Genomic DNA, 13,701 nt, shown 5'->3' on the forward strand with positions numbered 1-13,701 from the left:
ACGAAATCGTCGACGGTGATCCAACCGGGCGCGGTATGCGGCCCGGCGGTCATCGCGTCGGCGACGCGCACGCCGGAAAACATCTGCTGGGTCGATATCCGCGTCTCCTCCTCGCGACTGGCCGCGAAGATGAACCAGCCGATGAACGCCAGCCAGACACCGCCGATCACGCCGCCCAACAAGAATTCGGCCAGCCCCAGCCCGATCAGGATGAAGGCGACCACCCGTCCGGCGTGCGCCGCGCCGATGCTCGCCCGCACGCTGTCCCCGTGGCTGCGCCACAGGATGGCCCGCAGCACGCGGCCACCGTCCAGAGGTGCGCCGGGCAACAGGTTGAAAAGCCCGAGCAGCAGGTTGATGACGGCCAGCCAGGACGCGACCCCGATCACGATGGGAGCGGCGCGCACCGTATGCAGCGCCGCGACCAGCCCGCCGAAGGCGGCGGCCAGGGCGAGGCTGGTGGCCGGCCCGGCGATCGCGATCCGGAAGGCGGCCTTGGGGGTCTTGGCCTCGCCACCGAGGGTGGTCACACCGCCGAACAGCCAGAGCGTCACGCTCCCGACGGACACCCCGGCGCGGCGGGCGACGATGGCATGCGCGAGCTCGTGCGCCACCAGCGAGGCCAACAGCACCAGCGCGCCGCACGCTCCGGCCAACCAGTAGGCGCCGTGCGAATATCCTTTGACCGTTCCGGGCAGCGTGCTGGCCAGGCTCCAGGTGAACAACCACAGGATGACCAGCACGCTCCAGTGGACGTTCACCGGGAATCCGGCGACTCGCCCTATCGGGATCGCGTCGCGCACCTCGAACCTCCAAAGTCGTTGAGGAGAGGCGGTTCCACTGCCGCCTCTGGCTCGAAAGTAGGGCGCTACCGCGGCCGCAACTAGGGCCGTATGACCCCGAGCGAGCGGCCAATCGGCCTGCTTGGGACGCGGTCAGAATTCGCACCGGCGTCCCAGGCAGCCGCCGCTGAACGTGGCGTCGGCGGCAAGCAGGGCCTCCTCGGAGCCGACGTAGGTGAGCACCTGTCCGGCCCGGGTGCCGTAGCGGTAGACGGTGATGCCCTTGACCCTCGCCTTCCACGCGGCCAGATAGATCGCGCGGACGTCGTCGACGGTCGATTCGGCCGGCAGGTTGACGGTTTTGGACACCGCGGCGTCGACGTGCCGCTGCACCGCGGCCTGCATCCGCAGGTGCCAATCCGGGGTGATCTCGGCTGCGGTGGGAAACGCCGCCCGAACCTCGGCGGGGACGTGTCGGTCCTCGCGCACGCCGCCGTGCCGGGCGATTTCGGCGATCAGGTCGGGATGGTAGAAACCGCGGTCGCGGGCGAGCCGGTCGAAACACGGGTTGACCTCGAGCAGGCGCCGCCCGATGACCGCCCGGACGTAGGCGATCGCGAACATCGGCTCGATCCCCGCGCTGGTACCGGCGATCAACGAGATGGTGCCGGTCGGCGCTATCGAGGTGAGCTGGGCGTTACGCCGCGGCGCCGAGCCCGCCAAGCGGCTGTCCGCGAAGGCCGGAAACGGTCCGCGCTCCTCGGCCAGCCGCTCAGAGGCGGCATGTGCGGCCCGGTTGACGGTGCGGGCGATCCGGCCGGCCAGGCGAACGCCGCGCTCGCTGTCATACGGAATTCCCAACCCGGCCAGGATCTCCGCCAGGCCCATGACGCCCAGCCCGATCTTGCGGGTGGCCTTGGTGGCCGCTTCGACTTCGGGGAAGGGAAATCGGCTGACGTCGATGACGTCGTCCAGGAAGCGCACGGCCAGCTCCGTCACCGCCGTGAGCCGATCCCAGTCGATGCCGCCGCCGCCGACCATCCGAGCGAGGTTGATCGAACCCAGGTTGCACGATTCGTAGGGCAGCAGCGGGACTTCCCCGCACGGGTTGGTGGCCTCGATCCGGCCCAACGCCGGCGTCGGATTGGCGCGGTTGATGGTGTCGAGGAACACCAGTCCGGGGTCGCCGCACCGGTGTGCGGCCTCGCAGATCGCGGTGAACAGATCGGCTGCGGGCACCGTCGCGACCACCGCGCCCGTCCTCGGGTTGACCAGCCGATGGCCGCCGCCGCGCGCGACGGCGCGCAGGAATCGGTCGGTCACGCCCACCGACAGGTTGAACTGGTTGAGCTCACTGGCCGAGCGGGACTTGGCGGTGACGAAGTCATAGATGTCGGGGTGTGATACGTCGAGCACCGCCATCGATGCGCCGCGCCGGCGGCCACCCATCGAGATCACCGCGGCGGCGTAATCGAACAGCCGGAGAAACGACAGCGGTCCGCTGGCCGTCCCGCCGGTGCGGGCCACCGAATCACCGGCGGGTCTCAGGTGGGTGAACGCGTAGCCGGTCCCTCCGCCGGCCTGGTGTATGTCCGCGCTCTGCGCGAGCGCGGTGAATATTGAATGCAGCGAATCATTCACTGGCAGAACGAAACACGCGGAAAGCAGCCCCAGTTCGGTGCCGGCGTTCATCAGCGTCGGCGAGTTGGGTAGAAACTCGAGCCCACGCAGCAGCGCCGAAAACCGTTGGGCCCACACCGCCGAGGACCCGGAGCGGAACTGCTCCTCGGCCCCCGCGACATGGTTCGCGACGCGGTCCATCATTTCGCCGGTCGATTCCATCGGCCTGCCGCGGTCGTCGCGCAGCAGATAGCGCTCGCCCAGCACCGTCACGGCGGCCACGCTCAATTTGAGCTCGTCGCGCACACCGGTCAGCTCTTTGGTCGCGCGTAATTCCGCATGGTGCCGGCGGTAGTCGGCATACGCGCGGGCAACGTCGTCCAGGCCGGCCGTCGCCAGCTGCGCCTCGACCACATCTTGGATCTCCTCGACCCGCGGAATTGCGCTGCGGGCCTGACCCGCCAGCGCATCGGCCACCGACCTGGCCAGCCCGCCGGGTAAGTCCGGGTCACGGTGTCCGGCCTCGCGCGCGGCCCGAGCGATCGCCGTCTCGATGCGGCCCACGTCGAAGGGGACCACGCGTCCGTCCCGGCGCCTGATGCTCGACGGCCACCGCGCCGACGTCGTTGTCCCGGCCATCGTTCGAGTATCCCCGTCACACCCAAAAGTCGTCGCCCGAAACGAGATAAGGACTTCCGTCCCTACCGTGGTGGCGGCTTGCGTGGTCGGATCGAAGACGTCCGTTTGAAGACAACAGACATCCCAGGAGAGAACAATGACCAGCACGCTGCCCGCGGCGCAGAAGCCGCACATGCTGTTCCCCGAGTTCGCGGACTTCTTCACGTCGTTCCCGTCGTTCGCCGGAATCCGCCCGATGTTCGACACCCGGCTCATGCGGTTGGAGGACGAGATGGTCGATGGCCGCTACGAGCTGCGCGCCGAGATCCCGGGCATCGACCCGGCCAAGGACGTCGATATCACCGTCCGCGACGGTCAGCTCACCATCAAGGCCGAGCGCAGCGAGAAGAAGGAGTTCGACGGCCGATCGGAGTTCTCCTACGGCTCATTCGTCCGCACCGTGTCGCTGCCGTCCAACGCCAACGAAGACGACATCAAGGCCACCTACGACAAAGGCATCCTCACTGTCTCCGTGCCGGTCTCGCAGCCCGCGCCCGAGGAGAAGCACGTAAAGGTCGCCGCGAAGTAGCCGGCTGAAGCGGGGCCCGGGCCCGTCACGGCCGTTGCCGGCGCCGGCTCCAGTGATGACTTTGGGCCCTATCCGCAATCAGCGCGTGACGGAATAATGGCGTCGTCTGACGTAACTTGGCTGGTGCGGTTGCGGCTGAACGAAGGAGCATGGCGGTTATGGGCGGTATTCCGACGTTGTCGTTGACCGACTCTGACGTGGACGCCCTGGCTTCGGAATTCCTGCAATCGCGGTACCTCGGCCCGATTTATGCCGACTGGTCCCCTGACCGACGCCTCGACACGTTCCTGCGGCGCCGCGGCCTGTCGCGCGTTGCCGATGACGGCGACCTGTCCAACACCGTCTTGGAACGCATCATGGCCCACGTGGGCCGCGCCTCGCACCGGGCGCGAGGCTGATCGCAACACCGACCCGTGGCACCGACGCTCAGTCGGCAACGCCCACTGCCGCTTCGAGCTCGGCCAGGCACTCCTCGGTCGCCGGTATGAAGGTCTCGATATCGGGCACCACGTCGCGGCCCGCGGCATAGCCGAACCCGATCCGGTCGGCGTACGCGCATGTCGTGATGTTGAGTGCGTGACCGTCGTACACCGTCGACACGGGATACATCTCCTCGATTCGAGCTCCGTTCCAATACATTTCGGCTACCGGGCCGCGGACGTGGGAAATCGGCAGGTTGTATCCGGTCCGGATTTTCGGCGTGAACGGCAGCAGCGGTCCGATCGCCGTCGCGGCGATGCTGCCGGCGTTGGTCAGCAGTGACGCCGCCGCTCCCCGTTTGGCCACCCAGTGCTTGCCCTCCGACATGGACCGATGGATCGCGTCCAGCCGGGCCAGCGGGTCATCCAGGTTGGTGCCCAGCGGGCACATCCACAGCCCGAACCTGTTGCCGTGCTGGTCTTTTGGCGTCTCGTGCTCGGGGTCGCGCACCGTGATGGGGCAGGCGGCCACCAGCGACCGGTCGGGCAGTTCGGCGCGATCACTCAGCCACCGCCGCACCACGCCGGCCGCCATCGCGGTGAGCACGTCGTTGCCGGTCACGCCGGCCGCCTGCCGCACGGCTTGGATGCGGCCTTTCGCCCAGCTGCCCGCGGCGACCGCGCGCTCGGGGCCCACGCGGCCATTGAACCGGGTGTAGGGCGCCCCCAGGGGCAGCACCGTGGTGTGCCCGACCAGGGCATCCAGCACCGTTGCGACCTCGCCGGTGGCCACCCGCCCGATCAGCCCCACACTCGACGCGGTGGCATCGGTCAGCGAGCGCAGCGGCGCGACCAGACGAGACAGCAACCCGGACGAGGCCGGCGGCGAGGGCTCGGGCCGGCAATCGGCGTAAAACGGCGGCATCGACCGGCGGTCGGGATCACTGCTGAGCGCGTCGGTGATCATCTGAAAGCCGGCCACCCCGTCGGTCACGCTGTGATGCACCTTGATGTAGAACGCGAAGCGGCCCCCGTCGAGGCCGTCGATCAGGTACGACATCCACATCGGCCGGCTCCAGTCGAGGCGCATCGCGTCCAGCTCGCCGATCAGCCGCCAGAACCCGTCCCCTGACACCGTGCGGCGCTGGCAATGTCGGCTCACATCAACGGAATCCACCTGCCGCCAGACCCACATGCCGCCGGTCTCCACACCGCGATGCGGATACCTGCGAAGCCTCGGATCGATCGAATCGTTTCCGCCCAGCGTCTTGCGGTGCAGTTCGTCGACGTAGCCTGGCCCGGCGTCGTCAGGCGGCGACAGGATCAGCACGGCGCCCACGTGCATCGGGTTGGACACCCACTCCGCGGTCATCATCGCCGCGTCCAGCGGATCCAGCGGATTCATGTTCGACCCCCGCGACTAAGCGGGGCGGTCGCGCCGGGGCACCGAACCATCCAAAAGGCCCGACTGCTGCAACGCCGCCTCGAGGAATCGCTGTACCGGCCGCGCGCGGAAGAAGCCGGTATGACCGCCGCGGTACCAAACGATCTCGGGTTTCCCCCAGTGTTCCCAGAGTCGGACCACCTGCTCGCGTGGATGCACCACCTGATCGGCGACGCCGGCGTAGATGAAGCGGCCGGGCATGGGCACCAGCGGAGCGAGCGACAGCGGCGACATCATCCGCCCGATGGGCTCGGCGGCTTCGATCGTCTGACGGCGCGGGTCGTCGGGGCCAAGCCCGGAGTGCCGACTCAGCAGCCCGACCAGGTCTGCCACCGGGACGCCGAGAATCGCGCAGGTGAGCCCGGTTTCGAGGCTGGCGACCAACGCGGCGATGTAGCCACCCAGCGACAGACCGTTCAACCCGATCTGCGATTCCGGCTCTTCCCGGCGTATCCAGGACAGCAACCGCCGGATGTCCCACACCGCCTGCGCGGTCGCGTGCACGTCGTCGAGGATGTCCTCGCCCGGAAACACCGCACCCTTCGGCAGGTCCCGGGCGCGCGGGCCGTGCATCGGGAGGACCGGCATCACGACGTTCAACCCGAGGTCTTCGTGTAACCGCCAGGCCCGGAACAAGGCGAGATCCAATGCGGCCCGGCCCATTTCGGTTCCGTGGATGCACACCAACCAGGGGCGTGGTTGCGGATGGCGGAGCAACAGGGCGTACTCGCGGTCGTTCGCGGTGTAGCTCATCCACCGCCGCGCGCCGGGTTCACCCGGGCGGGGCAGGTATCCGCTGTCGAAGAAGATGCGGTGGAAGGAACGCCTGCCCCCTTTCACCTTTCGCACCGTGACATTCGACAGTGGCGGCGGTGCGCCGAAAAATCGCCTCGGATTGGTGAGCCATCCCCGGTCCCCGTAGAACTTCAGCCCCGCGGCCACCTCGTTCGTGATGCGCTCGAACTCCTCGGGGCGGCTGATCGGGCGCCGCGCCCTCAGGCCCAACAGGACGACTTCGTCGCGGAACGCCTGGGCCGCCAGGGCGAGCGTGGGTCGCGCGATCGGAAGCTCGTCGGGGGGCTGTCCGAGATATTCGCGCCACGAGTCGGCGACGTATCGACCTGTGCTGGTGAACGGTTTGACCGCACTGCCCAGCGCGACGCCTCCCGGTGGGCTCAACGGCAAAGCGCCCGGGCGTCGGGATGCGCCGTTGTTGGTCGGTACCGCCATGGTGGCAAATTAGCAGGCGCTGAAATCGGCGGGTTAGGGCCTAACGGCCCGGTCACTGCAGCGAAAGTCCTTGGCCGGCATGCCGAGCGCAGGCGGCCGGTCTGGGCCATATGACCGGGGCCGAAGGGTCTTTAGTCACTCGCGCCGATGTCTGGGCAGTCGTAACCTCGGAGCCGTCACAAGCATCTTTCGAAAACCACTCGTCGATTAGGAGTGAGATCATGACCGAGGCACCGCACAAGACCGAGCCACGTTGGGCCGAGCTCTCCGATGACGTGCTGGAATCCGTCGAATCCGGCCGCAAGCACGCCATCGAGGCCGTCCGCAAGTTCGTCGACCAGATCAGTCCGGTGCTCCCCGAGCAGTCGCGACGCAAGACCGTCGTCGACGCCGCACTGGACCTGGCGGACGACCTGGTCACCGCCCGCATCGAATTCTTCCGCAACGTGGTGCGCAGCGCCGGTCACGCCGTCAGCAAACACGACGAATAAACCGCTGCCACAGGTTATTCCACGTCCGACTCCCCCGATAGCACGAGCACGGCGTTCCGCACGGCGTGCTGCAATTCGACCGCTGCGGTCCAGTTGTCGCCCGAGGGCATGATCGGCTCCCCGACCACGATGTCGATCGCCCCGCGGCGCGGGAAATGGTGTTCCGGACGCAGAATCGTCCGGGTCCCGCGAATCCCCACCGGCGTGACGGGCACCCCGGTTCGGGCGGCCACTACGAAGGCGCCCATGTGGAACGGCCGCAACCCCGGGGCGCGGGCCAGGCGGCCTTCCGGAAAGATGACGAGCGACTGGCCGGCCCGCACCAGGTCGGTCAGCCGGTCGGCGTCCGCGACGCCGTGTTCACGTTCGTGACGTTCCACGAACTGGTGGCCCAGTCGCCTGAGCACGAATCCGTTGATGCCTTGATGCTCAAGGACTTCGGCGGCGACAAAGTGAAACCGCTGCGGCATTTCCGACGCCAGTGCCAGCGGATCGATCCAGCTGGGGTGGTTGGCCACCGCGATCGACGGGCCCGCGGGAAAGCGGTCGAGGCCTTGCACGGTGATCGCCGTCCCCGTGAGGCGAGCCAGCAACCGGACCGCGGCGCGGGCCACCCGCCAGCGCCACGCCGCCCGTGGGAGCAGCAGCAATAAGGCGGCAACCGCCAGCCCGAGGATCGTGTACACCGCCCACGCGTAGCCGGCGAAGGCCACGTCGCCCGCCGCGCGACGAACGCGGCGTAGCGAAGGCACCGCGCCGCGGAGGCGAAGCCGCGCCAGTTCCCACCACAACGCCCGTGGTCGCGCGCCGATCTTGCCGGAGTCGTAGAGGGCCCGGCTGGCCGCCCGCCTGATCTTGCCGCTGGACGTCTTCAGTACGGTGCGCGGCGGCGCCAGCACCACGTCGTCGGGCGCCACCCCGAGCAGATCGACTGTCGTGGCTGCGATTTCGGAGCGCAACGCGGCTCGCGCCTCATCCCGGATGGCTCGGGTCTCCGCCATGACCACGAGTCGCTCGGGCCCGCCGGAAGGATCAGGCGAGGCGAACACCGCCACACAACCCTTGCGGACACCCTCGATGTTGCCCACCGCCTCTTCCAGTTCCGCGGGGTGCAGGTTGCGTCCGGCCCGGATGATCATGTCCTTGATCCGGCCGGTGACGTACAAGTCGGCCTCGGCCGTGTACCCCAGATCGCCCGTGTCGAGCCACGCGTCGTGGAAGAGTGCGCGCGTCGCCGCCGGGTTGTGGAAGTAGCCCGCGGTCGCCGACGGACCGCGGAACTCCACCCGCCCCTCGCGGCGGTCACCCAATTCGTTGCCGGCCGCGTCGACGATCCGGATCTCGTGCCCGGGCAGGGGCCGGCCGCAGGCGACGAATCGAAGGTCCCGCTCGCCGGGCTTGGCGGGCTCGGCCTGCCCGGACCGCACGAAGGTGTCTCGGCGAATGCGGTCGATGATCGGCCCGCGGTTAAGCGGGGGGAACGCCAGCCCCACCGACGACTCGGCCAGCCCATAAACCGGCGTCATCGCGTCCCGGCGAAACCCGTACGGGGCGAAGCGATCACCGAAACGTTCGATGGTCGTGGCGCTCACCGGTTCGGCGCCGTTGTAGGCGAGCCGCCAGCAACTGAGATCGAGTCCCTCGATCTCTTCGTCGCGGATTTTCGACAGGCAGAGTTCGTAGGCGAAGTTCGGGCCGGCCGACATGGTGGCGCGGCTGGCGTGGATCGCCCACAGCCATCGCGACGGGCGGATCAGGAACGCCTGCGGGCTCATCACCACCAGCGGGACACCGAAGTACAAGCAGCCCAACCACGCACCGATCAGACCCATGTCGTGATACAGCGGCAGCCAACTGACGAAGGTGTCCGATCCGGTCGCCGCCGCGGCCTGACCCATCGCCCGGATGTTGGCGAGCAGGTTGCGGTGCTTCAGCGCGACCCCTTTGGGCTGCCCGGTGCTGCCGGAGGTGTACTGCACCAGCGCCAGATCTTCGGTCCGCGGCCGGGGAAGCGATGACGGCGCGTGTTCGCCTGTGCGCGTGAGCGATTCGGGAATGACGACATGACGCAGGCTTTCGACGTTCGAGCGCAACAGGTGACCCAGGGCGACGGCCTCCGGCACCGTTACCAGCATCGTGGCGCGCGCGTTGGCCAGGATGCCGGCGGTGCGACGCAGGTGGTCCGCCAGTTGGGACGGCCGCGCGGGTGGATAGACCGGGACGGGCACCGCGCCGGCGAGGACCACGCCGGCGAATGTCACGAAATACGCCCGGCAGGTCGGCAGCATGATGGCGACAGCGTCGCCCGGTATGACGTCGTGCGCGATCAGCCCGGCCGCCACCGCGGCCGCCTCGCGGTGCAGGTCCGCATAGGTCATGTCGGTGCTGTTCCGGGGGTCACCCGCGTCGTCGAGGATCCGCAGGTGGGTGCGGCCCGGGGTCGCACCGACGTGCCAGTTGAGGGCGTCGTTGAGGGTCAGCGCTGACTCTGGGGCCGGCGCGGACGACGCGGTGGCCGGGCGGGATACGACGCCACGGTCCGCACGCACCGCGGCGTGACCACGACCCAGGACCGGGTTGAGCGCCGCCACCAGGTCGCGCGGGGTCTCCGCGCTGGCCAGGGTGTGGGGCGGCAGCGCCACCCCGAATTCGTCCTGCACACGCAGCAACAGTTCCGCCAGTTCCAGGCTGCCGATGCCCAGGTTGTCAAAGGAGCTGTCAAGCGTCACCGAGGGCGACGCGGCCTGCGAGTGGACCTCTTCGACGAGGCCACGCACCAGCGCGAGGACGGGAGGAGCGCAGTCTTGGTGTGCCATCGGTCGGCGCGACTCCTTCGACTAGCAAGCAGGTCCCATGCTGCGGCCGAATCCGGCCTTCCGATAAGGGCGCAAAGCCATCAGATGGCGGGGCATTTGTCACTTGCGGCCGCTAGTCGAAGGCCTGGATCACCTGGCGGGCCACCTGCCGAATCTGCTCGTACACACCGCGATCGAGGGGCAGGTCGCGAAAGCGCGGTATCTCGCCCGTCGCGGTGACCACGCCCGGTTCCTCGCGCGCCCAACGCGCGTGCACCTTCTCGCCCAACGCGCGCGCGGACGGATTCTCCGACAGCACGCGGCCATGGAAGCGCTTGATGCCGTCGACGCGCGCCGCGACCGCCAGCGCGCCGAGCAGCAGCGTACCGATTCCGCGCCCCTGGTAGCCGTCCGCCACGGTCAGCGCAACCTCTGCCGAGGCGGGGTCGTCTTGATCCCGGACGAAGCGGGCATCCGCGACGACCGGCCCCGCCGCGCCGTCGGTGACGACCCAGACGAAGTGGTCGACGTAGTCGACCTCGAACAGGTAGGTCAGGCGCGCATCGGTTGGGGTGCCACCCTGGTACCGCCGGTACAGCGTCTCCTTGGAGAAGGAACCGCTGCTCTTGAACCGCTCGGCATCGCCGGGCAGGACGGGGCGCAGCAAGAGCGCGGCGCCGTCGCCGCACGACACCGGGATGGGGGCGATGTGGGCGGCCAGCCGCTGCCGCGCGGTGCGCAGCATCCGGTCGGCGATCACCGGCATGGCCAGCATGCGGTCGAAGGCCGCGCTGTATCCGATGTAGCCGCGCACGTCTTCTCGCGCGGTCACCGTCGCCGTTCGGGTCGCGTGCCGCAGCAGCGCGATCTCGCCGACGATCGTCGCGGACGACAGCTCGGTGGTCGTGACCCGGCCCTTCGGGCCGACATGCCGCACCACGACTCGACCGGACGCGATGATCGCGAAGGACTCCGCTCGTTCCCCCTGCCGCATCAGGACCTCCCCTGCGGCGGCGTGCAGGGGCTCGAGCAGGGCGGCCAACGCCGTAAGATCCTCTGCCGCAATGTCGGCGAACGCGGGCAGCGCCGCCAGCTCCTCGGCGTCGACAGCACTCATGCCGGCCCACCCGTCAGCCCGAGCCTGGCGCCCGGATCACGCGCGGATTGCGAATCCATTGCTAAATCGGTCATCTCGCCAATTTCGTAATCCGGTGCCCCCGAAACGAGTAACGTGGCGATGCACCCTTCCCGATGTACGGTACGCGACCTGCACCGCCATCGCGGGAGAAGTAAGTAGGTGACCGTAGTGACAAAAGACCCTGTCGGACTGGGACTTCGGCAGGCCGGAAGCAAGACCAAAGCCTTTCGGTAGTCGTGCTGTTGGCCTCTACCGCCGGACCTTCGGGACTGGTCGGATGGATCGTTAAGGCTAGCGGGGAGGAAAGATGAAAACAGCGAAGTGGCGGCAGCATTGGTCGCAGCGCAGGTCGACGGCCACCATCTATCAGCTGACGGATCGCCTCCACGAGGGACATGTTGCCCGAGTGCCCGCCCATCAGATACCCGCGACCGTGTCCGCTTGGTTGGCGGAGCTTGGCGCCCACAGCCCCCTGGTCGACGACCTGGAGCGCGCGGTCGAAGGCGGCGACTGGTCCGCGGCCCACGCCCTGGGCGAGTGCCTCTCCATCGAGATAGCCCTGGCCGACTGACGGCCGCCACAACGGCCCGTGCCGCGGGGACGTTTGCCGACCCCCACATGACTTTCGTCACTACCAAGTAGCCGCCGCGCTCCGCAGGATCGAACGGTATACCGGTTCGCCCACGTCATCGGTATCTGTTTCGGGAGCAATGCGTCATGAAAGCACCACTGGCCTCAATGGAGAGGCCCGATTTCCGCAAGATCGAGAACCGCGCGCCCTCGGTGGCACAGATGTTCGTCAACCGGGTCGCCGCCACCCCGCACGCGGAGGCCTTCCGCTACCCGCAAGACCACACCTGGGCGAGCGTGACTTGGGAGCAAGTCGGCGAACGCGTCAGCAATCTGGCCGCGGGGCTGATCGCGCTGGGGATCGAGCACGAGGACCGGGTCGCGCTCGCCTCGGCGACGCGCTACGAGTGGGTGCTCGTTGATTTCGCGATCATGTGCGCGGGGGCCGCCACCACCACCGTGTATCCGACGACGAACGCAGCCGATGTCGCCTACATCGTCGCCAATTCCGGAAGCCGGGTGGTGGTCGCCGAAAACCAGGCCCAGCTCGACAAGCTGCTCGAGCACCGGGCCGAACTGCCCGACGTGAGCAAGGTCGTCGTCATCGACGGCAACGGCGACGGCGACTGGGTGATCTCGCTCGCCGACCTGGATCTGTTGGGCAAGCAACTGCTCGCGGACACGCCCGATGCCGTCAACGAGCGGGTCGCAGCCGTCGGCCCCGATCACCTGGCGAGCCTCATCTACACCTCCGGCACCACCGGGCGGCCCAAGGGCGTGCGGCTGACGCACGGCGCTTGGACGTACACCGCCGCGGCCATCGATTCGCTGGACATCCTCGGCCCCACCGACCTGAACTTCCTTTGGCTGCCGCTGGCGCACGCGTTCGGCAAGGTGATGCTCGCCTTGCCCCTGCAGATCGGCTTTCCCACCGCCATCGACGGCCGCGTCGAGCGGATCGTCGACAACCTGGCGGCCCTGCGGCCCACCCTGATGGGCGCGGCGCCGCGCATCTTCGAAAAGGCGCACGCCCGCGTCCAGGACATGATCGCCGAACAGGGCGGGCTGACGAAGAGGATGTTCGACTGGGCGATGAAGGTCGGTGTCAAGGTGTCGGAAGCCCGGCAGACCGGGACAAAGCCCTCGCTTGCGACGTCGCTGGCCTACAAGGTGGCCGACCGGCTCGTGTTCAGCAAGATCCGCGAGCGGTTCGGCGGGCGTCTGCGGTTCTTCGTCTCCGCCGCCGCCGCGCTGGACCGCGACGTCGCCCAGTGGTTCGACGCCGTGGGCATCATCGTGCTCGAGGGCTATGGGCTGACGGAGACCGCGGCGGCATCATTCATCAACCGCCCCAATGCTTATCGGCTCGGAACGGTCGGCTGGCCGTTCCCCGCCACCGATGTGAAGATCGCCGACGACGGCGAGGTCTTGCTCAAAGGGCCCGGTCTGATGACCGCCTACCACGACCTGCCGGACGCCACCGCCGAGGCTCTCGACGACGGCGGGTGGTTCCACACGGGCGACATCGGGGAGGTCGACCCCGACGGATTTCTGCGGATCACCGACCGCAAGAAGGACATGTTCAAGACCTCTCAGGGCAAATACGTGGCGCCGTCGGCGATCGATGCGCGGTTCAAAGGCTCATGCCCGTACGTGAGCGAGATGGTGGTCTATGGCGAGGGCAAGCCGTACTGCGTCGCCCTGGTCAGCCTCGACGGCGAGGCGATCACCGACTGGGCCAACAAGAATGGCCTGGCCGGCAAGTCCTTTGCCGAGATAGCGCGTGACGACAAGACACACCAGCTGATCGCCGGATACATCGACGCCCTGAATGCCGAACTGAATCGCTGGGAACAGATCAAGAAGTTCGCGATCGCCGACCGCGAATTGACCGTCGAGTCCGGCGATCTGACGCCGAGCATGAAACTGCGCCGGAAGGTGGTCATCGACAAGTTCGCCGACCGCCTCGATGCCCTCTACGAGCGTTGACAGCCCGACCCTTCGC

General features: G+C 68.2%; 11 protein-coding genes. 5 read left to right on the plus strand and 6 right to left on the minus strand.

Going from position 1 to position 13,701, the window contains the following annotated elements:
* Positions 1 to 803: site-2 protease family protein (locus A5697_RS01470; protein WP_068007354.1), on the minus strand; the 803-nt coding region annotated here is incomplete at its 3' end.
* Positions 804 to 935: 132 nt separating this feature from the next.
* Positions 936 to 3,041: an adenosylcobalamin-dependent ribonucleoside-diphosphate reductase gene (locus tag A5697_RS01475; RefSeq protein WP_197500881.1), complete on the minus strand. Its 2,106-nt coding sequence runs from the start codon at positions 3,039 to 3,041 to the stop codon at positions 936 to 938.
* Between the two features lie 136 nt (positions 3,042 to 3,177).
* Here A5697_RS01475 and A5697_RS01480 point away from each other — a divergent pair, with 136 nt between their 5' ends.
* On the plus strand, positions 3,178 to 3,609 hold the full coding sequence (locus tag A5697_RS01480) for an Hsp20/alpha crystallin family protein (RefSeq protein ID WP_068007357.1): 432 nt from the start codon (positions 3,178 to 3,180) through the stop codon (positions 3,607 to 3,609).
* A gap of 182 nt (positions 3,610 to 3,791) precedes the next feature.
* Complete coding sequence (locus tag A5697_RS01485; protein ID WP_197500882.1) at positions 3,792 to 4,007, plus strand: hypothetical protein; 216 nt, start codon at positions 3,792 to 3,794, stop codon at positions 4,005 to 4,007.
* A 28-nt stretch (positions 4,008 to 4,035) separates the two neighbouring features.
* Here the strand turns inward: A5697_RS01485 and A5697_RS01490 are convergent, their stop codons facing one another.
* A complete protein-coding gene (locus A5697_RS01490) occupies positions 4,036 to 5,433 on the minus strand; it encodes a wax ester/triacylglycerol synthase family O-acyltransferase (protein ID WP_068007360.1) in 1,398 nt (465 codons plus the stop codon).
* Between the two features lie 15 nt (positions 5,434 to 5,448).
* Entirely contained in the window at positions 5,449 to 6,702 is a 1,254-nt protein-coding gene (locus A5697_RS01495) for a S9 family peptidase (protein WP_068007363.1), read from the minus strand.
* A 221-nt stretch (positions 6,703 to 6,923) separates the two neighbouring features.
* On the opposite strand from A5697_RS01495, the gene A5697_RS01500 reads away from it, so the two are divergent.
* Positions 6,924 to 7,193 (plus strand): hypothetical protein, encoded by a 270-nt coding sequence (locus A5697_RS01500; protein WP_067948774.1) that lies wholly within the window; start codon positions 6,924 to 6,926, stop codon positions 7,191 to 7,193.
* A 14-nt stretch (positions 7,194 to 7,207) separates the two neighbouring features.
* On the opposite strand, the gene A5697_RS01505 is transcribed toward A5697_RS01500, so the two are convergent.
* Positions 7,208 to 10,009 (minus strand): AMP-binding protein, encoded by a 2,802-nt coding sequence (locus tag A5697_RS01505; RefSeq protein ID WP_068007367.1) that lies wholly within the window; start codon positions 10,007 to 10,009, stop codon positions 7,208 to 7,210.
* Positions 10,010 to 10,121: 112 nt separating this feature from the next.
* On the minus strand, positions 10,122 to 11,105 hold the full coding sequence (locus tag A5697_RS01510; RefSeq protein ID WP_068007370.1) for a GNAT family N-acetyltransferase: 984 nt from the start codon (positions 11,103 to 11,105) through the stop codon (positions 10,122 to 10,124).
* A 328-nt stretch (positions 11,106 to 11,433) separates the two neighbouring features.
* Here A5697_RS01510 and A5697_RS01515 point away from each other — a divergent pair, with 328 nt between their 5' ends.
* Both A5697_RS01515 and A5697_RS01520 read left to right on the plus strand, forming a co-directional pair.
* A complete protein-coding gene (locus A5697_RS01515; protein WP_067948781.1) occupies positions 11,434 to 11,697 on the plus strand; it encodes a hypothetical protein in 264 nt (87 codons plus the stop codon).
* 146 nt (positions 11,698 to 11,843) lie between these two features.
* Positions 11,844 to 13,685, plus strand: coding sequence for a long-chain fatty acid--CoA ligase (locus tag A5697_RS01520; protein WP_068007373.1), 1,842 nt, complete (start codon positions 11,844 to 11,846; stop codon positions 13,683 to 13,685).
* Positions 13,686 to 13,701 lie beyond the last annotated feature (16 nt).

It is taken from the genome of Mycobacterium sp. E3251 (genome assembly GCF_001666835.1).
Lineage (GTDB): Bacteria > Actinomycetota > Actinomycetes > Mycobacteriales > Mycobacteriaceae > Mycobacterium.

What these genes read in the sequence shown, in the direction of transcription:
- A5697_RS01475 (WP_197500881.1), bottom strand. Translation starts at nt 3,041, where the DNA reads ATGGCCGGGACAACGACGTCGGCGCGGTGGCCGTCGAGCATCAGGCGC.
- A5697_RS01480 (WP_068007357.1), top strand. Translation starts at nt 3,178, where the DNA reads ATGACCAGCACGCTGCCCGCGGCGCAGAAGCCGCACATGCTGTTCCCC.
- A5697_RS01490 (WP_068007360.1), bottom strand. Translation starts at nt 5,433, where the DNA reads ATGAATCCGCTGGATCCGCTGGACGCGGCGATGATGACCGCGGAGTGG.
- A5697_RS01495 (WP_068007363.1), bottom strand. Translation starts at nt 6,702, where the DNA reads ATGGCGGTACCGACCAACAACGGCGCATCCCGACGCCCGGGCGCTTTG.
- A5697_RS01500 (WP_067948774.1), top strand. Translation starts at nt 6,924, where the DNA reads ATGACCGAGGCACCGCACAAGACCGAGCCACGTTGGGCCGAGCTCTCC.
- A5697_RS01505 (WP_068007367.1), bottom strand. Translation starts at nt 10,009, where the DNA reads ATGGCACACCAAGACTGCGCTCCTCCCGTCCTCGCGCTGGTGCGTGGC.
- A5697_RS01510 (WP_068007370.1), bottom strand. Translation starts at nt 11,105, where the DNA reads ATGAGTGCTGTCGACGCCGAGGAGCTGGCGGCGCTGCCCGCGTTCGCC.
- A5697_RS01515 (WP_067948781.1), top strand. Translation starts at nt 11,434, where the DNA reads ATGAAAACAGCGAAGTGGCGGCAGCATTGGTCGCAGCGCAGGTCGACG.
- A5697_RS01520 (WP_068007373.1), top strand. Translation starts at nt 11,844, where the DNA reads ATGAAAGCACCACTGGCCTCAATGGAGAGGCCCGATTTCCGCAAGATC.